The organism is Novosphingobium resinovorum, from assembly GCF_027922145.1.
Taxonomy (GTDB): domain Bacteria; phylum Pseudomonadota; class Alphaproteobacteria; order Sphingomonadales; family Sphingomonadaceae; genus Novosphingobium; species Novosphingobium resinovorum.
Genome location: NZ_BSFC01000043.1, coordinates 209,065 through 228,020, shown reverse-complemented (window position 1 = coordinate 228,020; position 18,956 = coordinate 209,065). Strand labels below are relative to the sequence as shown.

General features: G+C 66.9%; 16 protein-coding genes. 3 read left to right on the top strand and 13 right to left on the bottom strand.

Annotated features, from left to right (window positions below; all coding sequences use genetic code 11):
- Positions 1–145 precede the first annotated feature (145 nt).
- The 3 genes from PKE80_RS22690 to PKE80_RS22680 all read left to right on the top strand — a co-directional run bounded on the left by PKE80_RS22690 (position 146) and on the right by PKE80_RS22680 (position 2,394).
- The gene (locus PKE80_RS22690; protein ID WP_271184478.1) at positions 146–673 is read left to right on the top strand and encodes a ubiquinol-cytochrome C chaperone family protein; all 528 of its coding nucleotides are present in this window, start codon (positions 146–148) and stop codon (positions 671–673) included.
- On the top strand, positions 670–1,197 hold the full coding sequence (locus PKE80_RS22685) for a YceD family protein (RefSeq protein WP_271184477.1): 528 nt from the start codon (positions 670–672) through the stop codon (positions 1,195–1,197). Before PKE80_RS22690 ends, PKE80_RS22685 begins: the two co-directional genes overlap by 4 nt.
- Before the next feature lie 213 nt (positions 1,198–1,410).
- Entirely contained in the window at positions 1,411–2,394 is a 984-nt protein-coding gene (locus tag PKE80_RS22680) for an endonuclease/exonuclease/phosphatase family protein (protein WP_271184476.1), read from the top strand.
- Positions 2,395–2,419: 25 nt separating this feature from the next.
- Here PKE80_RS22680 and PKE80_RS22675 read toward each other — a convergent pair whose 3' ends face one another.
- The 13 genes from PKE80_RS22675 to PKE80_RS22615 all read right to left on the bottom strand — a co-directional run bounded on the left by PKE80_RS22675 (position 2,420) and on the right by PKE80_RS22615 (position 18,666).
- Complete coding sequence (locus tag PKE80_RS22675) at positions 2,420–5,833, bottom strand: glycosyl hydrolase (RefSeq protein ID WP_271184475.1); 3,414 nt, start codon at positions 5,831–5,833, stop codon at positions 2,420–2,422.
- Between the two features lie 88 nt (positions 5,834–5,921).
- Entirely contained in the window at positions 5,922–7,238 is a 1,317-nt protein-coding gene (locus tag PKE80_RS22670) for a glycoside hydrolase family 1 protein (protein WP_271184474.1), read from the bottom strand.
- 10 nt (positions 7,239–7,248) lie between these two features.
- Positions 7,249–8,106: an alpha/beta hydrolase gene (locus PKE80_RS22665; RefSeq protein WP_271184473.1), complete on the bottom strand. Its 858-nt coding sequence runs from the start codon at positions 8,104–8,106 to the stop codon at positions 7,249–7,251.
- On the bottom strand, positions 8,103–8,576 hold the full coding sequence (locus PKE80_RS22660) for a hypothetical protein (protein ID WP_271184472.1): 474 nt from the start codon (positions 8,574–8,576) through the stop codon (positions 8,103–8,105). Before PKE80_RS22660 ends, PKE80_RS22665 begins: the two co-directional genes overlap by 4 nt.
- Positions 8,577–8,578: 2 nt before the next feature.
- The gene (locus PKE80_RS22655; protein WP_271184471.1) at positions 8,579–10,840 is read right to left on the bottom strand and encodes a TonB-dependent receptor; all 2,262 of its coding nucleotides are present in this window, start codon (positions 10,838–10,840) and stop codon (positions 8,579–8,581) included.
- Positions 10,841–10,884: 44 nt separating this feature from the next.
- Positions 10,885–11,718, bottom strand: coding sequence for a fumarylacetoacetate hydrolase family protein (locus PKE80_RS22650; RefSeq protein ID WP_271184470.1), 834 nt, complete (start codon positions 11,716–11,718; stop codon positions 10,885–10,887).
- A gap of 41 nt (positions 11,719–11,759) precedes the next feature.
- Entirely contained in the window at positions 11,760–12,650 is an 891-nt protein-coding gene (locus PKE80_RS22645; protein WP_271184469.1) for a VOC family protein, read from the bottom strand.
- Positions 12,647–13,078: a GlcG/HbpS family heme-binding protein gene (locus PKE80_RS22640; protein WP_271184468.1), complete on the bottom strand. Its 432-nt coding sequence runs from the start codon at positions 13,076–13,078 to the stop codon at positions 12,647–12,649. The genes PKE80_RS22645 and PKE80_RS22640 overlap by 4 nt, the downstream gene beginning before the upstream one ends.
- Positions 13,075–14,598, bottom strand: coding sequence for a bifunctional 3-(3-hydroxy-phenyl)propionate/3-hydroxycinnamic acid hydroxylase (locus PKE80_RS22635; protein WP_271184467.1), 1,524 nt, complete (start codon positions 14,596–14,598; stop codon positions 13,075–13,077). The genes PKE80_RS22640 and PKE80_RS22635 overlap by 4 nt, the downstream gene beginning before the upstream one ends.
- A gap of 20 nt (positions 14,599–14,618) precedes the next feature.
- Complete coding sequence (locus PKE80_RS22630; protein WP_271184466.1) at positions 14,619–15,872, bottom strand: amidohydrolase family protein; 1,254 nt, start codon at positions 15,870–15,872, stop codon at positions 14,619–14,621.
- A gap of 94 nt (positions 15,873–15,966) precedes the next feature.
- A complete protein-coding gene (locus PKE80_RS22625; RefSeq protein WP_271184465.1) occupies positions 15,967–16,854 on the bottom strand; it encodes a LysR family transcriptional regulator in 888 nt (295 codons plus the stop codon).
- A 124-nt stretch (positions 16,855–16,978) separates the two neighbouring features.
- Positions 16,979–17,593, bottom strand: coding sequence for a hypothetical protein (locus PKE80_RS22620; protein WP_271184464.1), 615 nt, complete (start codon positions 17,591–17,593; stop codon positions 16,979–16,981).
- 86 nt (positions 17,594–17,679) lie between these two features.
- Entirely contained in the window at positions 17,680–18,666 is a 987-nt protein-coding gene (locus PKE80_RS22615; protein ID WP_271184463.1) for a sterol desaturase family protein, read from the bottom strand.
- Between the last annotated feature and the right edge of the window lie 290 nt (positions 18,667–18,956).

The window sequence follows — 18,956 nt, the reverse complement described above, 5'->3', positions numbered from 1 at the left end:
GCGGGGCCGGGCTGAGCGCCGTCCCGAAAAATCGACTTCGGCAGCGGGCTGTTAAGGCCCCATCCGCGCCCGCGCAATGGGCGTTGGGGCAGACCGGTTGAATTGCTCCTTAACGGATATCCTCGAAGAAAGGCCCGTAACCATCGTGTCCCTGATCTCCCGCCTTCTCGGCAAAGGCCCCGACTCCCGCGAAGCCGCGCGGCCGCTGTGGCATCGCGTGGTCGAAATCGCGCGCGAAAAGGCATGGTATGCCGAGTGCGGTGTCGCCGATACCGTGCCTGGCCGCTTCGACGCGGTGACGCTGGTGATGGCGCTGGTCATGCTGCGCGCCGAGCGCGACAAGGAAACCGACGATACGCTGATCAACCCCTCGGTGCGGCTGACCGAGCTGTTCGTGGACGACATGGACGGCCAGTTGCGCCAGTCGGGTGTCGGCGATCTCGTCGTCGGCAAGCGCATGGGCAAGCTGATGAGCGTGCTGGGCGGCCGGATCGGTGCCCTGCGCGATGCGCTCCCACAGGACGACGCCGCGCTCGCCGCCGCGCTGGAGCGCAACGTCACGCTGGTGGAAGGCGCCGACACCGCGCGCCTCGCCGCCCGCGTTCGCGCGCTTCACGCGCAGATCGATGCCCTCTCCAACGAAGACCTGCTTGCTGCTAGGATCGCGCGATGACCCCTGAATTCTCCCGCCTGCTGGACGTGCGCCAGATCGAAGGCAAGCACGTCCGCCTCTCGCCCAACGAGGCCGAGCGGGCTGCTCTCACCGAACGCTTTCTGCTGGTGCGGATCGACGAACTCGTCGCCGAACTCGACCTCTCGACGTCGGAGCGCGAGGGCGGCTTTCGCGTCGAGGCGCGCGGCACCCTTAAGGCCGAGATCGTCCAGCCCTGCGCCGTTTCCGCCGAGGATGTCCCGGTATCGATCGACGAACCGCTGTTCTTCCGTTTCGTGCCCATGGCGACGGATTACGCCCCGGACGAGGAAGTCGAGCTGACCGCCGACGAACTCGACGAGATCGAATACGAAGGCACCCACGTCGATATCGGCGAGGCGGTAGCGCAGAGCCTCGCCCTTGCCATCGACCCGTTCCTGACCGGGCCCGAGGCCGATACGGCGCGCAAGGCGGCGGGACTCGGCACGCCCGAGGACAGCGGCCCGTTCGCCGCGCTCAAGGGCCTGAAGCTGGGCGGGGAATAAGCGCCACTTCGTCATTGCGAGCATAGCGAAGCAATCCAGGGCCGCGTAAACCGCCCTGGATTGCTTCGCTATGCTCGCAATGACGATCGAGGGCGTCGTCCTGCTCTGAACACCGTCACGCAGCCTTCACCGAACCGCAACGCCAGTTTCACACGGCGCGCCTAGTGGCGCCGTCAGGACCACGTTGCGAAAAGTTCGGGGGGAACGCGTCGCATGAAGAGCCTGACGAAGATGTCGCTTGCGACGGCCGCTGCGGTCGTCGTGCTCAACCTGTCGAAGCCCTCGCCGGCGGCGGCGCCCGAACGTCCCTTCGCTACCTCGGTGCGCGATGACGGAACGCTTTCGGTCATGACCTATAACGTGAAGGGCCTGCCCTTCCCGCTCGCCTATGGCCGGGCCGAGGCGCTGGAAGCGATCGGCGACCGGCTCCGCAAGCTGCGCCGCGAAGGACGGCAGCCCGACGTCATCCTGTTGCAGGAAGCCTTCATTCCCGAGGCCAAGGCCATCGCCCGGCAAGCGGGCTACGCCCACGTCCTGCTCGGCCCCGGCGTCAAGGACGCAGCCCCTGCCGGCGGCGAGGCCGACGCCTTCGTGCAGAAGGCTTCGTGGAGCCGGGGCGAGACGGTCGGCCCGCAAGTCGACAGCGGCCTCGTCATCCTGTCGGATCATCCGATCGTGAAGGCCAGCCGCATGACCTTCCCCGAGGCGATGTGCGCCGGGTTCGACTGCCTTGCCAGCAAGGGCGTCGTCATCGCCTGGATCGCGGTGCCGGGGCGCGTCGGACCGGTCGCGGTGGCCGACACCCACCTCAATTCGCGCAAGGCTTCGGGCGTGCCGGTCGCCCGCGCCAACATGGCCTTCACGCGGCAGGTGGAGGCCATGCGCGCCTTCCTGCGCCGGCAGGTCGATCCGCGCACGGACCTTATCCTGGGCGGGGACTTCAACATCGGCGGAGACCCGGAGCGGATCGCGGCCACGCGCAACCTCATCGCAGGCGGGCAGGAAGCAACCACGATTACAGAAGCCGCACCGGACCAGCAGCGCGACCTTGCCGCCATCCGCGAACGCAACAAGGACAAGCTGTACTATCGCGGCCTTATGCGCCTGCGCAGCCTCGAGGTTCCCCTCGGCGAAAACACCGGACAGGACGTTTTCTCCGATCACCTCGGCTACGTGGCGCACTACAGGCTGTCGTGAACATGCCCCTGAGCGTCAGCGAGATCTAACGGCCGATCAGGGTCACGGGTCCGATCAGACCCGAAGGGCGCAGCGGTGCATCGGGACGGTAGGTCGGCATCGCCGTCCAGGTGATTGGCTTCGCGCCGGCCTGCTGGTCGCCGATCAAGCGATTGACCCAGAGGTTCGCGACCTTGACCTCGATCGTGTTCGCGCCCTTCCTGAGAGCGCGGCCGACGTCGATGCGGTAGGGCGCATGCCACAAGGTGCCCATGTCGCGCCCGTTGACCGTGACTTGCGCCAGATCGCCCACTTGGCCTAGGTCGAGCAGCAACGACTTGCCCGGCCGGGCACCCTCGGGCAGCGCGAAGCTGCGCGTATAAATCGCCTCTCCCGAAAAGTACCGGATCGCCGGATCGGCATTGTGGTCGAGCGGCGCGAGTGTCGTCAGCCGGGTCGAGGCCGGCGCGCCGCGTTCCGGCTGGAAGCGCACGGTCCAGTTGTGGTCGAGTGTGGCCAGTGTCGTCGCGGTCTTGACTGGCACATCGAGCGATCGCGCGGTCGCAGCCTCATGGAACACCACGAACACCGCATCGCCCGCCACCAGCGAGAGCGGCACTATCGTCTCATCGCCTTCGATGCGGTAGCTGACGGCTTCGCTCTCGCCCGTTTCCGGGTGCCACAAGCGCGGTGCCTTGCCGGTCACGCGGAAATGCGCTTCGACGGTTTGGGCGCTGTCATGCGGGTTGCTGAGGTAATAGATGTCGCCGCGCTCGTCCCTGCGGTGGACGAAGGGGATCTTGGCCCCGGCTGCGGCTCCGGTGAAGGTGAAGTCCGGCGCGGTGCCGATCGCCTTGAGCGCAGCCTCCACGTCGGTGCCGGGGATGACCCGGCCCTGCCCGACCCGCGCCTCGCCGGCACCGGGCCACAGCCTGGCGACGAGAGCGGACCACTCGGCATCGCTGCCCTGCCCCCGCCCGTCCATGCCCGGCGTCGCGACCGGTGCGTTGCCGATCACGGTCGCCCCGCCCTCGACGAGTGCCGCCAGCTTGCGCAGCGCGGCAAGGCTCATGCGCTGCGAGGAGCCGCCTAGGTAGATCGCCTTGTAGCGCGCTCCGCTGGGCGCGACGAGGTCGGCACCGTCGTTCTTCAGCAGGGTGTCGAGCGCATCGAAGCTGAGGAAGTCATAGGCATGGGAGACCGGGGCGTCGGCCACCGGCTTGTCGCCGTAGAGCCCGGTCAGCGGGGCTTCCTCGCCGTAGAAGTAGGCGACGTCGGCGACGTTACGCCCGGCCTGCAGCAGCAGCGAGGACCGCGCGATGTAGTCGACCCAGGGCTTTGCCATCTCGCCCCAGCTTTCCATACGGTTGAAGTACTGGCCGAAGATGAACAGCGAGAGGCCCGGCTTCTTGTCGTCGACCGGGACATGGACGGAAGTGTGGACCACTGGCCGGTTGACGCCATTGACGAATTCCATGTCGATGAAGCGCTTCAGGTCCTTGGGCGCGAAGGCCCAGGGCGCCATCGAGGCCGTCATCGATTCCGCCGCGACGAGGTTCTGCCCATAGAGATGCGCCACCGATGCCGCGCCCTTCATGTCGGCGATCAGCGTCTGGCGCGGGCCATCGTCCTTACCGAAAGTCCACATCGCCGCCATCGGCACGTCGGTCGCCTTGCGCATGGTCATGTCGTCGCCCAGCATCGGGCGCTTGTCCTCCAGCGCCTCGCCGTAAACGATCAGGCCGTTCTCATGGGCGACCTTGGCAACCGTGCCGTAATGCTCGCTGGAGAGAAGGTCCGCCAAAGTGCGGCGATAGTCGTAGAGGAACTTGTCCGACTGCGCGCGCGTGCCCACCAGCGTGCCCGTGAGCGCGGGCAGCCAGGGACGCGGATCGTAGCCGCGCAGGTTCTGGAACTGCTCGATCATCCGGGGCGTCCAGTTCGCCTCACCGACTTCGATGGAATCTGTCAGCAGCACCCGCACGCCGCGCTTGCCGACCATGTCGGCACCGGCGGCGTCCTTGTACATGCCGATGTAATGGTCGAGATAGCGGCGCACCGCCGCGCCGTCGAACTTGTCCACCTCCAGCCCGGTCGCTTCGGGCGAGGCGGGATGGTTGGTGGTGCCGAGCAGCGAATAGCCCATGCGCAGGACGCGCCAGTGCTGCCCCTTGGAAAGCGCCGGAGCCGTCCAGTCGAGGGAGCCGTCGGGCCGCAGCCTGCCGGTGAGGTCGACAACCTTGGCAGGCGCCACGCCGCTTGCCGCGTCGGCCGGTTCACCGAGCGCGTAGTAATCGCGGCTCATGATGAAGCCGGACTTGGTCTCGAAGCGGTCGACCTTGCTCCCGGCGCCCAGTGCGAAAGTGCCGACGACGAGCGGCTTCTTCGCCATCATCGCACCGATGCCGTCGAACAGGCCCGCCATCGCCGTCCCCGGAGCCGGTGAGCCGAGCCCCTCGTCCGGCTTGCGCGGATTGAGCACCACGCGGAAATGCGCGGCGGTGACAGCCGGGAAGCTCGCCGTGGTCGGCACGGCACCGAGCGTCAACGTGGTGATTGGGGTCCATGCGGTACCGTCGGTGCTGGCCTCGAGCGCGGCCGTGAAAGCCGCTCCGGCAAAGGGCACGACCACATCGGGGATATAGAGCGTCGCCGAACGCACTTCGGTCGGCCGGGCGTAGTCGAGCCGCAGTTCGGGCGCGGTGCCCTCCTTGCGCACCAACGTGACGCCGCCCGCGATGTCCGCGTCGCCGAGGGCCGCAGCATCCAGCGCGTTGCCGAGCCCATCCGAAGCGCGGGCCGCCGCCAGCGAAACCGGCATCGCCTCCGGGAACGCGAAGATGCCGATCTCGCCGTAGAACTGCGGGCCGGGAGGCGCGGGGTGGCCGGAGATCATCTCCTCGATCGACAACGCCGGGGTCAGGTTCTGGTAAGGCCCGGTCGTCTGCGGCGGCGCGGCCAGCTTGCCGGTGAAGCGCTTGCCCGGCGCTATGGACGTCTCCGACCAGACCAGCTTCTTCAGGCCATCGCGCGGCTGCACCCATGGCCCGCCGGTTTCCGACCAGCCGGGCGAGGAAGCGATGGCCAGTTCCAGCCCCTGCCGGTCCGCCTCATGCGCGGCGAAGCGGAAGGCGTCCTTCCATTCGGGCGTCATGTAGACGAGGCGATGGTCCACAACTTGCGGCGTCTGCAGGTTGGCGTCGAAAGTCTGGGCGCCGCCGATGCCGACGCGCTTCATCCATGCAAGGTCCTTGGCGATGCCGTCCTTGGTGATGTTGCCGTTCATCCAGTGCCACCAGACGCGCGGCCGGGCCGAGTTCGGCGGATCGCGGAACGCTTCGAGCAGCGGATCGCCTGTCTCCGCCGCCGCCGTGGTCGGCGCCTCCTCCTTCGCCACCGCATGCGGCGCGGCCAGGGCCGAAGCGAGCATCAGCATCACGCGAAAACGGCGACCCGGCATTCCATACTCCCCATCTCTATCCTGCGGAGCCGCTTCAGGCTCTCGCATTTATTAATATATTAATTCTAATTTTAAAAGCCCGCATGCGTTACAATGCATTTCGCCGCGCGATCGCGCCGAGCACCGAAGCACTGGGCTTGGGCGTGCGGGCAAAGGTGGCGGGATCGACGCTGCACAGGCCGAAGCGAGGCTTGTAGCCGAAGATCCATTCGAAGTTGTCGAGCAGCGACCAGTGCATGTAGCCCAGCACCGGCACTCCGTCGTCGATGGCCTGCTTCAGCCCTTCCAGCGCGGCGGGGATGAAGCGCGCGCGCAAGGTGTCGTCGTCGGTGCCGACGCCGTGCTCGGACACCAGCACCGGCACCCGCGTCGCCTCATGGACGTAGCGCACCGCACCCGCGAGCGAGGGCGCCCATACCTCGGTGCCCGACCAGTTGACGTCCGCACCATCGGGATGCGGCAGCCGCCCCTTGTCGTTCCACACCGCGCGTTCGTAGTTCTGCACGCCGATGAAGTCGTCGGCTTTCGCCACTTCCAGCCAGGCCCCGTAGGTTTCCGCGCGCACTTTGTCGCGGATCGAGTTGCGGCCCGCCGCCTGGTCGTCCAGCACCGAGAGAGTGAGGCCGACCGGCAGGTCCGAACGCACCGCCTTGATCGCCGCGCGCGCCGCCTTGTGTCCGGCCAGCAGCCCGGTCTGGATCGCGTCGAGGTCCTCGAGCGCGGCGACGTTGGCGCAGACGTACTTCTCCACGCCGAAGCGCTTGGCGGCGGCGGCAAGGGTCTGGCGCTGCATGTCCCATACCGGCGGGGGCAGCATCGGCTTGAGGATCAACAGCAGGTTGGGCTCGTTCAGTGTCATGGCCATGGCGATGTCGGCGCCGATCGCGCGGGCCACCTTGTCGCAGTAGCGCGCGAAGAGCTGCGCCGATTCCGGGTTGGTCCAGCCCCCTTGCGCGCTGAACCAGCGCGGCGCGGTGAAGTGGTTGAACGTCACCAGCGGCTTCAGTCCGCGCGCGTGGCAACCCGCGACGATCGCCTTGTAGTGATCGAGCATCGCCTGCGAGAACAGGCCCTTCTCCGGCTCGATCCGCGCCCACTCCACGCCGAAGCGATAGGACGTGAGGCCGAGCGACTTCACGATGTCGAGGTCGCTGGCCCACAGTTCCAGGCTGTTGCAGGCATCGCCCGAAGGCTGGGCGAAGATCGTCGGCTGCTGGTTCTCCAGCGGCCACAAGTCGGAGGCGACATTGTTGCCCTCGATCTGGTGCGGCGCGGTGGCCGCCCCCCACAGAAAGCCTGCGGGAAATGCCGGGCTCGGGCGCTTCGCGGCGGCGCGCGACACGGCGGGAGCAGCCGCGATCATGGCGGCGGCGGCGAGCATGCTGCGGCGGTCTATCTGGGTCATCAGGATTTCCTCACGAATGCGCGGAGATGAAGGTCAGAATTTCGTCGGAAAGCCGCCGGTCGGCGGTGCCGAGGTGCATGGCCATCGAGTAATGGTTGTGGCCGCTGGCATAGTGCGTGCGCGGCAGGCAGCCGTGGCGGTCCAGCCGGGCCTGCAGAAGCCCGGCCCACTCGGCCTGGAAGCGCGGCGGATCGAACTCGGCACAAGCGAGCAGCAAGGGGAGCGCGGTCTCGACCACGGCCTCGCGCGGCATCCGTCCGGCGTAGGCGTCCTGCCGCCCGTAGTAGAGCATGTCGCGCTCATCGAGCGGGGTGAAGCCGTAGAGCCCCGAGAGCAGGACGGCGGCGCGCACCATCCCGGCATGGTCGCTCCGCAGCTTCAGGAAACTGGCAATGTGAACCGAACCGGCGGAGGTGCCCAGTAGCACGATCCGCTCGGGATCGCCGCCGTGCTCGGCCGCGTGCTCCTGCAGCCATTCGACGGCAGCGGCGACATCCTCGGCCCCGGCGGGCCAGGTCTCATCGGGCGCGAGGCGGTAGTTCATCACCGCGCCCAGCATCCCGTTCGCGGCGGCCCAGCGCCCCAGATGGGCGTTGGCCCAGCCGCCGTTGCCGTTCCCGTCACCGCCCTTGTCGCCGACAAGGAAGCCCCCGCCGTGGACGAACAGCAGCACCGGGCGCGGCCCCCCGCCTTCCCCCTCGCGATAGAGGTCCAACCGGTTGCGCGGATGCGGGCCATAGGCGCAGTCGATCGCCACCGACGCAAGCGCGGCGGCGCGGGGCTCCTGCTCGGGCGCATAGAGCGCCCTCACCGCGCCCACAACATCGGGGCCGAGGCGGGTTCCGAGTTCGGCGATCGTATCGGTCACGCAGCCTGCTCCTTCAGCGTCCGGTCGAACAGGAAGGACACCGCCAGCCGCGTACAGGCAAGTCCCAACAGCGCGCCGTACACGACCTTGAAAGCCAGTGCCGGATGGCTGGGCACTTCGTGGAGCGGCCCGAAAAGCGCCAGCCCCGCGAGGACGAGCGCGGAGGCGATGCCGCAAGCCACGCCGCGCAGGACGATCCCCGCAACGCTTGCGGGCGTCGCCAGCCCCATCCCGCGCAGCTTCGCCCGCACCAGCAGGGTTGGCACCAGCGAAGCCATGAGTGAAACCATCACCCCTTGCGGCACGAAATCGAGCGCGAAGCGATCCGGCGCCGCCATCGTCAACGGCCTTGCGGAAGGGCCGAAGACGATGGCGAAGAACACCGCGCTCAGCACCGCGTTGATGATCGCGCTGATCGCCTGTTCGCGGCGGCGCAGCGCCCGAAGGTCCAGACCTGACGGCGCCGCCATCGTCAGAACTTCGCGTCCAGGCTGATGCCGACGTTCCGGAACGACTGCGGCCCGTAGATCGCGCCGATGTTGCCTTCGCTCGCCCCCGCAGTCGTCGTGCTGGTATAGGGGAAGTCGCTCTGCATCAGCGAGGGTTCGTGCACGTTGAACAGGTTGCGCACGAACAGCGCGACCGAATAGCGCTGGTCCTGCGTGCGCAGGCCGACCCGCCCGCCGACCATCCAGTGGGCGCGGAAGGTCGTGTCCGCCACCGAGTTCGCTTCGTACCGCACGCGCGACTTCCAAACGGTGTCCACCGCCAGGAACCCGGCCAGGGTATCGCCGAAGTCCTGCTCGTACTCGCCCGAGAGCGTGAACTTGTAGCGCGGCGAATTAGCCAGCTGCGTGCCGCCGATATCAGTCCCGTCGGTGCCGACGAAGCCGCCGGGATAAGTCGCCTTGGCGTAGATGAAGCCGGTGTTGAGCGAGAGGTTGGGCGTCACCTTGCCGAAGAAGTTCAGCTCGGCGCCGCGCGTCTTCACGCCGTTGATGTTGGTCTGGACGCACGAGATGATGCCGTTGTCGTCGACGGTGCACTGCTGCGCCTGGAAGTTGCGGATCTTCATGTAGAACACGCTGAGGTCGGCCACCCAGCCGCCGAACAGCGTGGCCTTGAGGCCCGCTTCATAGGAAGTCGGGATCTCGGGCTGGACGACGGAGGGATCGCCAACTGCCGGAACCGCGATCTGACCGCCCTTGAACCCGCGCGATACGGTGGCGTAGCTCATCATCGTCGGCGTCAGATCGTACTGCGCGCCCGCACGCCAGGACCACTTGGCAACGTCGAGGAAGGTTTCGGTCTCGGACGTCGCGGTGTTCAGCGAAAGGCGATCGGTCGTGTAGCGCACGCCGCCGATCAGGCGGAAGCTGTCCGAAACGTGGCCGGTCGCCTGCCCGAAGAAGGCCAGCGATTCGTCGCGGATCGTCAGCGCGGGCGTGGTCGATGTGACGATCGGGATCACGACGCCCGGAACCGGGACCAGCGTGACCCGAACGATCTCGGGAATGCGGGTCTGCTTCTGGCTCGAATAGAACGCGCCGGCCGTATACTCGATGGGCGAGCCCGCCGCCGAGCTGACGCGGAACTCCTGCGTGAACAGGCCGAGGTCGCGGTCAACCGGGTCGTTGGCCACCTGCAGTTCCAGCGGCGAGCCGCGGAAGACGTCGGACGCCGCACCATACCCGGTCTCGGTCGCCTTGCGCCAGGCGGTGATCGAGGTCAGCGTGAACGGATCCGCCGCATAGTCCACCTGCAGCGAACCGCCATAGCTGGTCGCCTTGCCGACCTGGTCGTTGTTGCTGCAGTAGTCACGGTTGCCCTCCCGCACGGTCACGCCGCAACTGGCGAGGCGATCGGTGATGCCCACCGCGTCAAAGCCCGCACCACCGAGGAAAGAGCCGGGGCCGCTGGTCTTGACGAAAGTGAAGAAGTCGCCGCCGTTCTCGTAGCGGCTCTTGGAATAGTCGCCGATGAGGTTGACGGTCACCCGGTCGGTCGGTTCCCACAGCAGGCGGCCGCGCACGCCGTAACGGTCGTTGTCGTTGTAGTCGCCGGTCGTCGCGTTGCGATTGACGCCCTGGCGCAAGTTGGCGACGCCCGATACGCGCACTGCCGCGTTCGAGGCCAGCGGCACGTTGATGACGCCCTGCACCACCTGGTTGCCGTACTTGGCGCCCGCCGTCCCGGCATTCGACAGCTCGGTGCGGACACGGCCGGAGAACTCGCCGAATTCGGGCGCATTGGTGGTGATGTTGATGACACCCGCCGAGGTCGTCAGGCCGAACAGCGTGCCCTGCGGTCCCTTGAGCACTTCGACGCGGGAAATGTCGAACAGGTCCGAGATATTGGCGTTGCCCTGGCTCACCTGATCAACGACGACGCCCACCGAGGCGACCGCACCGGGAGAGAACGTCAGGGTGCCGATGCCGCGGATCGAGCCGCCGCCGCCGGTGTTCTGGCCGGGTGCCGACTGGATTTCGAGGCTCGGCGCGATGCGGGCGAGGTCGTTGACGGTGTTCACCTGCTGGCGCTCGAGCTGGGCCGCGCTGGCGACGGTGATCGAGATCGGCACCTCGGTCACCTTCTCGGCGCGGCGCTGGGCGGTAACGATGATGTCGTTGCCGGTGGCGGTGTCCGCAGGGGCGGCGGCATCCTGCGCGAAGGCAGGAGCGCCGATGGTGCCGAGGGCGATGCCCGAAAGCAGCGCAATCTTGCGAATGGTCATGTCTGTCTCTCCCTTGAACTTGTTATCTGGTTGGTCGCAGCGGCTCAGGCTTCATCAATGACGGGGTTGGAAAGGGTGCCGATCACGCCGATCGAGACTTCGACGGTGTCTCCGGCCTTGAGGTAGAGCGGTGGCTTGCGCTTGTCGCCGACGCCGCCCGGGGTGCCGCTGGCAATGACGTCACCGGGGTGCAGTTCGGTGAAGGTCGAGCAATAAGCGATGACCGTGGGAATATCCCAGATCATGTCGGAGACCGGCTGGTCCTGCACCAGTTCGCCGTTCACGCGGGTCTGTACGCGCTGCGCGGCAAGGTCCTCGACTTCACCCGCCGGGACCATGTGCGGACCGAAGGCGCCGGTGCCGGGCCAGGTCTTGCCGGGGGTGAACTGGATATTGTGCCGCTGCCAGTCGCGGATCGAGCCGTCGTTGAACGGTGCGTAGCCGGCGACATGATCCCATGCATCCTCGGGTGCGATGCGGCGTCCGCCCTTGCCGATGATCACCGCAAGCTCGCCCTCGTAGTCGAAGCGTTCGCTTTCGAGCGGGCGGACCATGGCGTCGCCGTCGGCGATCAGGCTGTCGGCCCAGCGGGTGAAGATCGCGGGATGCTCCTTCTGCTCGCGACCGGTCTCGGCGACGTGGGTGGCGTAGTTGAGCCCGACGCACAGGATCTTGCCGGGGTTCGGCACCACCGGCAGCAGCCTGATGGCGGCGCGGGCAAACTCGCCAGTGACGGGAAGCGCCACTAGATCACCCGCGAGCGCGTCCTTCAGCCACGCATCACCGCCGGGTGCGCCGAGATCGAGCACCGTCTCGCCATCGAGACGGCCAAAGCTGCTGGTGCCGTCGGGGCGCTGGAAACTGATATACTGGGTCATGTCCGTTTTCTCCTGACCTGCCGGAATGGCGGCAGCGGTGTTCATTGTCCTTGCGCTTCGTCCTGCCAGTCGCGGCGGAAGCGGAAGCGTTCCTCGGCGCGGCGCAGTCCGGCGAAATCCTTGTCCGAGATGCCCCACTGGTCGATGCGGTTCTCCGGCCAGGTCCAGTCCTCCGGCGCGCCGACACGGTAGTCGTCGGGCACTTTCTCGACGGCGGTGGAGAACTCGATCACCGGCCCGAACGGGGCGATGTAATAGGCGTAGACGTTGGCCCCCGGCCCATGCCGCCCCGGCCCCCAGGCAGGCGCCAGCGCATGATCGCGCAGGCGGCCGATGCCGCGCATCACCGCATCGATGTCCTCCATCTCGAAGGCGATGTGGTTGAGCGAACTGATCCCCGCCCGCGCGAAAGCGGTCGAGTGGTGGCTGTCGTTGCAGCGCACGAAGACCATGCCCTTGGTCCGGTCGGAAACGCGAAAGCCCAGCACTTCCTCCACCGCAAGGCCGGAAGCCTCGGCATCGGCAGAGTTGAACACGACATGGGTGAGCTTGACCGGCAGGTCGCGGCCCGCGATCGGCTCGACTTCGCCTGCATCGACGAGGAAGCGCAGCAGTTCGCGCTCGGGCAGTTCGACGAGCAGGCCGTGACCGCCGCCGGGGTCCTCGCTGACCGTGGCCCGGTGCGGCCAGCCTGCGGCGGCGGCGCGGCCCGAGATGCCGTCAAGCTCCTCCGCCGAGCACAGGAAGGTCGTGGAGCGGACGAACTCGTCCGCCGATTGCTCGAAGGCGACCAGGTAGGGGTAGGAACCGGAACCGCGCAGGTAATGGGTCGTGCCGATCACGTCGGCGCCCGCCATGCCCCACACATCGGTCATGAAGGCGGCAGCAGCGGCCGGATCGGGCAGCGCCAGTTCGATGCTTCGCAGTTTCATGCCTCGGTCTCCTCGACAAGTCCGGCCGCCCTGATCCCTGCGAGCGCGCATTCGGCATCGCACTCGCCGGTATCGCCGCTGACACCCACCGCGCCGATCAGGGCGCCGCTCGCATCACGGATCACCACGCCGCCGGGCGAGAAGGCGATGCGCCCGCCCACGGCCGCGCTGACGCTATGGAAGAACACCGGATTGCCCTTGGCCCGCTCGGCGAGGACGGCGGTGTCGGCGTCCATGCCCACGGCCCCTTCGGCCTTGGCGCGGGCGATGTCGAAGCGGTAGAGACTCGCCCCGTCCTCACGCGCGAAGGCGACCGGGTGGGCTCCGGCGTCGAGCACGATCACCGCCAAAGCCTTCGCGCCCCGCGCCCGTGCTTCGGCCAGCGCGGCGGTCACGATGGTCTGCGCCTGCAGGAGCGTCAGGGTCATGCGGTAAATTCCTTATAATCGAAAAGCCGGGCCGCGCGAGCGGCCAGCAGGTCCTCGCCGCTGTCGGACGCGGTGCCGAAGACGTAGTGGTCCGGGCGCACCAGCACGGCATCGACGCCGTGCTGGTCAAGCCACGACGCGATCGCCTGATTGTCCGCCAGCGCCGCCGCGACGACGCGGGTGACGCCCCCGGCCTCGCCGGGCACGGTGTCGTCGCGGACGAAAAGGCGCCAGCCGTCGCCGGTGCATTCGTCCAGCTTGCTGCCGTCGGCGAGTACCGGCTGGACGAAGCGCGCGCCTGCACCCGAAGTGCCGGAAAGCACCAGTCCTTCGCGGATCGCGGGGATCAGGTCATGCGCGGTCTCACCCTGCTTGCCGCGTGCTTCCTCACGGATACGGGTATCGCGGGCGGCGGCAAGGTCGGGGTCGAGTTCGCAGATGTAGCGCCCGGCCGCCACCGCCGCGCCGATCACCGCGCGCACGTGCGGGTCGCGCTCGCGCTGGTAGGTATCGAGGATCGCAGGCGAGGCACCCGCATTGATCACCGCGTCCATCTTCCACGCCAGATTGGCGACGTCGCGCAGGCCATGGCACATGCCCTGCCCGAAGAACGGCGGCGTCTGATGCGCGGCATCCCCCGCGAGGAAGACATTGCCGACCTGCCAGCGATGGGCGACGAGGCCGTGAAAGCGATAGGTCGCGGCGCGCACGATCTCGTGCGGTACGTCGGCCATCCACGCGCCGACCAGTTCGGCGACCTTGTCCGGCGCAGACATCGCCTTGTCGTCCTCACCCGGCAGCAGCATGAATTCCCAGCGGCGATGATCGCGGCGGCCGGGCACCACGGTCGCGGGGCGCACCGGATCGCACATCATCACCGACAGCCGCTGCAGGTCCGCCCCTTCGGGCACGCCCGCGATCGGCGGGAAGCTGACCGGCCCCTGCACTTCGGCATCGACGACCAGCCAGGGCTCCTCGAAATCGAGATCGTCGAGATCCACGCCCAGCGCCTTGCGCACGGTGCTGCGCGCGCCGTCGCAGGCGATCACCCAGCGGGCCGAGGCGGTCTGCCGCTCACCGCCCTCGTCGTAGGATACGGTGACGCCGCCTGCGTCCTGCTCCAGACCGGTGAACGTCGCGCCCAGCTTCAGCGTGACGTTCGCCATGCCGGCGAAGCCTTCGCGCAAGTGGGCTTCCAGCTCGGGCTGGTAGAAGAAGTAGTCGTTCGCCCAGCCGAACGGGCGCGGCTTGCCCACCGTGCCCATATAGCGGATGACGCCGTGATCCGCGCCGACATGGAGGTGCCCGTCAGTGGCGATCATGTCGCCCTCGACACGGTCGATCACCCCGGCCGACTGGAACAGGCGCATCATCTCATGGTCGAGATGGACCGCACGCGGCAGGGGGTAGTGTTCCAGTTCCCGTTCGAGAACGAGGACTTGCAGCCCTTTCAGGCCGAGAAGGTTCGCGGCCAGCGCGCCCACAGGGCCGCAGCCTACGACAACGACGTCGTACGACATGATTTTCGTCCCTGTTAAACTCAGTTCGCGGCGGCGGCGACCCCTGCCCCGGCCCCGGCCAAGATGTCACTTGGAGCCTTGTGCAGCTTGCCGCCCTTCATGATCATCTTCAGGCGATCCTTGTCCTGCAGGATCGCAACGTCCTGCGTCGGGTCGCCGTCCACCAGCAGCAGATCGGCCAGCCAGCCCTCGCGGATCACGCCGGTCTCGATGCCCATAAGTTCGCCGCCATGCTGGGTCGCCGCCTGCAGCGCCTCGGCGGGAGTGAAGCCGAAGTAATCGACGAAGTGCTGCAGGTCGCGCGCGTTGCGGCCATGCGGGTTGAACGGGAAGCCATAGTCGCCGCCGACCAGCACGCGCACGCCGCGCGCCTTCAGCCGCGGGATCAACTTCGCCTCAAGGTCCATGCGAACCTTTGCGCTCGCCTTCATGTGCGTCATATCGACGTGCGGCGGCGGGTTCGCCTCCAGCGCGGCGACCGAGACACCGGGACCGGGGGCATAGAAGAACCTGTCCTTCTCCGCCGCCATCCGCTCCACCGTCGCTTCGTCGGCGAAGGAGCAGTGGTAGAGGATTCGCGCGCCCGCATCGAGCGCGAGGCCGATCGCCTCGGGCGAATAAGTATGGCAGGCGATCCACATCCCGGCCTCGCGGGTGGCCTCCCCCGCCGCCAGCATTTCCTCGCGGGTATAGAGCACGTCCATCGCGCTGCCGGGCTTGAGCGCATCTTCGCCCGAGACCACCAGCTTGATCGACTTGACGCCCTCGTCCGCGCAATAAGCCACGAACCGGCGCATCGCCTCCGAGCCACGGCCGTTGAACACGTCGCCGGTATCGTCGCCTTCGGGGCTGCGCTCCAGCGTCGAGGGGACGAGGCGCGGGCCGGGCGTATCGCCCTCCTCGATGGCGCGGGCGAGATCCGGCTCGATCATGTCACCCAGGGCACCGGCCGAGTATAGGCTGGTGAAACCGTGGTCGAGCAGCACCCGTGCATTGCGCCAGGCTGCGACCTTCAGTTCGTCATGCGGCAGGATGAACTGGTGGTAGACCTTCTCCAGCGAGGAAGCCCAGGTCAGGTGCGTATGCGCATCGACGATGCCGGGCATGAGGGTCAGCCCGCGCCCGTCGATCACCAGATCGGCGGCCTCATCGGCGAGTGCGTCCTCACCCGGCGCGACGCGGGCGATACGCTCGCCCTCGACCAGAACGGAGCCTGTCCGGAGCGCCGAGCCGGTGCCGTCGAAAATGGAAACCTGGCGGATCAGTGCCCGCATCCTGCTCTCCTGCGATCATCGTTATCGCTGGATTGTTAAGCTGCGCAGACCCACAAAGTAAAATAATGATTTTTTGCGATGCTATAGTCTGAAACTATGGAACCTGCCGAAGCGCGTCCATCATCGCCTGCGCCGGACGAGACAGCGGACGACTGGCTAGCCATAGCACGCCGACGCTGCGTTCACGCACGGCTTCCTCGATCATCACGGCCCGGATGCTGTCATCGGTGACGCCGTCGAGCGCCACGGTTCGCGGCAGTACCGTCACCCGGTCGCTCTCCCTTACGATGGCCCGCGTGGTGAGAAGGGAGTCGCAGCGGATCGTCGTGCGCGGCACCGCCACCCCCGCGGCGATGAACAGCGCGTCGACCTGCCGCCGGAACGCGCCGCGCGCCTCGGGCAGCACCCAGGGGTAGCTCTCGACCTCGCGCAGCGACACGCGGCCCGGCAGCTTCTCATGCCTGGGGCCGACGATCAGGACGAACGGGTCGCTGGCGCACGTGACTTCCTTCATGTCGGCCGGAACGCTTTCGATACCGGTCGTCACGAAGGCCAGTTCGATCGCCCCTTTGCGCACCATCTCCAGCAGTTCCTCGTCGGGCCGCTCGATGGCGCTGAGCGCAAAGTCGCCGATCGCCTCCTCCACCCGCATGATCGCGCCGGGCAGAAGAGTGAGCAGGGCGCCCGGCGTGCCGCCGATGCGCAAGGGTCCGGCGATGCCCTGCCGGGTGTGCTCGATCTCGGTCACGGCATCGCCCAGCAGCGTCGCCATGGCCTCGGCCCGGCGCTGGAGCACTTCGCCTTCCGCCGTCAGCACGATGCCGCCGCGCCCGCGCTCGAACAACACGACGCCCAACTTGCGCTCCAGCAGCGAGATCGTATTCGACACCGAGGGCTGCGAGAGGTTGAGCGCCCGGGCGGCAGCGCTTATCGATCCGGTATCGCAGACCGCGCGGAAGGTCAGCAGGGCACGCGGGTCCATCGCCGCCCTGCTCCTGTTCTCGCCTGCTTCCGCCATTCCTGTACGCCTCTTCCCGCTTCGACGTACCCCTGACCGAGATCACCCGGCGAAGCAATCCATGGCGCGGTACGGCGAGAACAAGACGCTAGAGTCCCGAAAGCTTCCTGCGGATCAGCGCCTTGATCTTCCGGTCCTCGAGAACTCGCCCACCGACGTAGAGCGCGGCGAAGATACCGGCGAAGACATAGGCGGAAGTGGGCGAGTGCTTGTCGTCCTTCTTCTCTTCCTTCTTGTCCTTGCTGTCCTTCTTGGGCTTTTCCGGAGCCGGTGCGCCGAGGAACTTGTCGATCGGGTTCATCGCCGGCGCGGCCTTGTCCTTTTTCTCGTCTTTCTTTTCCGAGGCTTCGGCTGCGGGCTTTTCCAGCTTGCCGAGCGCGATCGTCAATTGCCCGAAGGCGAGGAACAGCAGCGGCGCCAGGAAGCAGAACAGCAAGGCCCGGCTGGTCATGTGCCAGCGCAGTACCGACCCGCCCGCGCCGTTATCGATCCGGAGCGTGCCGCCGTCGAAGACCGACATCCTGTCCTGCGCGGCTTGGTCGCGCTTGGTGAAAGTCAGGGTGTCGCCGCCGCGCTCGTGGCTGGTGCCGCTCTCGAAGAACAGGGGTGTGAGGCGGTCGAAGGCATCCTCGCGCGACTGTCCGGGCGCGAGCGGCAGGCTGCCCCTGACATGCCAGATCCAGTCGATGAAACGCGCGTTCATGGTATCCCTTTCGGCACGGCCACAAGGGCCGCCCAAGTCCGTGGACTGCATTTGCATGGGAGGAGAGCCGCGCCCGATGCGGGCGGTCACTCGGCCGGAACCGCAGTGGCGCGGGTGCCGCCGAAGCGCTCCTTCAGGGCCTTCCAGCCTTCGGTGAAGGGGAAGGTCATCTGCTCACGGATGCCCATGCGGCGGCCGCCTTCCATGCCCAGCAGCTCCGCCTCGCCATCGACGCACGTGCCGAAGATGCGGTCGATGAAGATGTAGGTGTTGGTGAAGTTGCTGCGGCTCGCCTCGAAGTCCTGCGAGTGGTGGAGGCTGTGATGCTCGGTCGTGTGGAACAGGAAGCGCCACCAGCGGGGCGAATTGAAGCGCACGTTGATGTGCTGGTAGCTGCCGACCGCCATGCCGATCGCCCCGGCCAGCAGGAACGCGCGCGGCAGGAAGTCGAAGAACCCGCCGACACCCAGCCCGATCAGGAACAGCTCCACCGGGTTGCCGACCGCGCCCTTGTTGATGTTCAACTGGGTGATGTAGTGGTGCACCGAGTGCGGCAGCCACAGCGGATACCAGTTGTGCATCCCGCGATGCATCCAGTACTGCCCGAAATCGAAGATGAACGAGATCAGGAAAGCCTGCAGCAGCAGCGGCAGCCCGGTAAACCAGGCGAACTTGTCCCAGTGGAACGCGCCCTGGATCGCCTCGATCATCACGCCGTCGCCGATGTAGCCGTCGACGATGCGCAGGATCGTATAGCCGAGGCCGACGTAGAACAGGTCGGTCGCCAGTTCCTTCCACGTGAGGTTCCAGCTTTCGTAGCGCGGGAAGGCCCATTCGAGGCCGAGGAGAAACAGACGGAAACCGATGCCGATGCCGATCGCTGTCGATGCCTTGGCGATGGAATTGGGGGCGTAGTACCAGAACGCGATCAGCGCGAAGAGCACCGTTGGCTGGAACCAGGTGAAGACGAACTGCTTCACCGGACCGCCTTCGACCCTGCCGATATTCTCCCAGCCGACAGTGACTGGTGCCTGTGTTCCGATCAATCTCTTACCTACGCGAACCCCGTCCATGCGCCTGCCCTCGTAATATTTGACCACCCATGTCAGTAATACTTATTTCAAACATGGTAATACGGGATGGCGGCGTCGTCTACGCCCTTTCTGCAATGCAGCACGAAATCTGCGCTACTGTACGAAAAAGCGTCGGCCGGACCTTCCGCATGGTCAATTACTCCGGGTCCGCAATATAGCCTTGCCCTTATCGGCCATCAAAGAGATTTCTCCGAGAAACAGGCAAATCCTGTATTCCCGAAGCAATTAGGGCAATCGAATAATGACTTGGAAGATCGGCACTCGTGTAA

Bases quoted from the DNA above. Each gene is read 5' to 3' on its own strand.
- PKE80_RS22685 (WP_271184477.1), top strand. From the start codon at position 670: ATGACCCCTGAATTCTCCCGCCTGCTGGACGTGCGCCAGATCGAAGGC.
- PKE80_RS22680 (WP_271184476.1), top strand. From the start codon at position 1,411: ATGAAGAGCCTGACGAAGATGTCGCTTGCGACGGCCGCTGCGGTCGTC.
- PKE80_RS22675 (WP_271184475.1), bottom strand. From the start codon at position 5,833: ATGCCGGGTCGCCGTTTTCGCGTGATGCTGATGCTCGCTTCGGCCCTG.
- PKE80_RS22670 (WP_271184474.1), bottom strand. From the start codon at position 7,238: ATGACCCAGATAGACCGCCGCAGCATGCTCGCCGCCGCCGCCATGATC.
- PKE80_RS22660 (WP_271184472.1), bottom strand. From the start codon at position 8,576: ATGGCGGCGCCGTCAGGTCTGGACCTTCGGGCGCTGCGCCGCCGCGAA.
- PKE80_RS22655 (WP_271184471.1), bottom strand. From the start codon at position 10,840: ATGACCATTCGCAAGATTGCGCTGCTTTCGGGCATCGCCCTCGGCACC.
- PKE80_RS22650 (WP_271184470.1), bottom strand. From the start codon at position 11,718: ATGACCCAGTATATCAGTTTCCAGCGCCCCGACGGCACCAGCAGCTTT.
- PKE80_RS22645 (WP_271184469.1), bottom strand. From the start codon at position 12,650: ATGAAACTGCGAAGCATCGAACTGGCGCTGCCCGATCCGGCCGCTGCT.
- PKE80_RS22640 (WP_271184468.1), bottom strand. From the start codon at position 13,078: ATGACCCTGACGCTCCTGCAGGCGCAGACCATCGTGACCGCCGCGCTG.
- PKE80_RS22635 (WP_271184467.1), bottom strand. From the start codon at position 14,598: ATGTCGTACGACGTCGTTGTCGTAGGCTGCGGCCCTGTGGGCGCGCTG.
- PKE80_RS22630 (WP_271184466.1), bottom strand. From the start codon at position 15,872: ATGCGGGCACTGATCCGCCAGGTTTCCATTTTCGACGGCACCGGCTCG.
- PKE80_RS22625 (WP_271184465.1), bottom strand. From the start codon at position 16,854: ATGGACCCGCGTGCCCTGCTGACCTTCCGCGCGGTCTGCGATACCGGA.
- PKE80_RS22620 (WP_271184464.1), bottom strand. From the start codon at position 17,593: ATGAACGCGCGTTTCATCGACTGGATCTGGCATGTCAGGGGCAGCCTG.
- PKE80_RS22615 (WP_271184463.1), bottom strand. From the start codon at position 18,666: ATGGACGGGGTTCGCGTAGGTAAGAGATTGATCGGAACACAGGCACCA.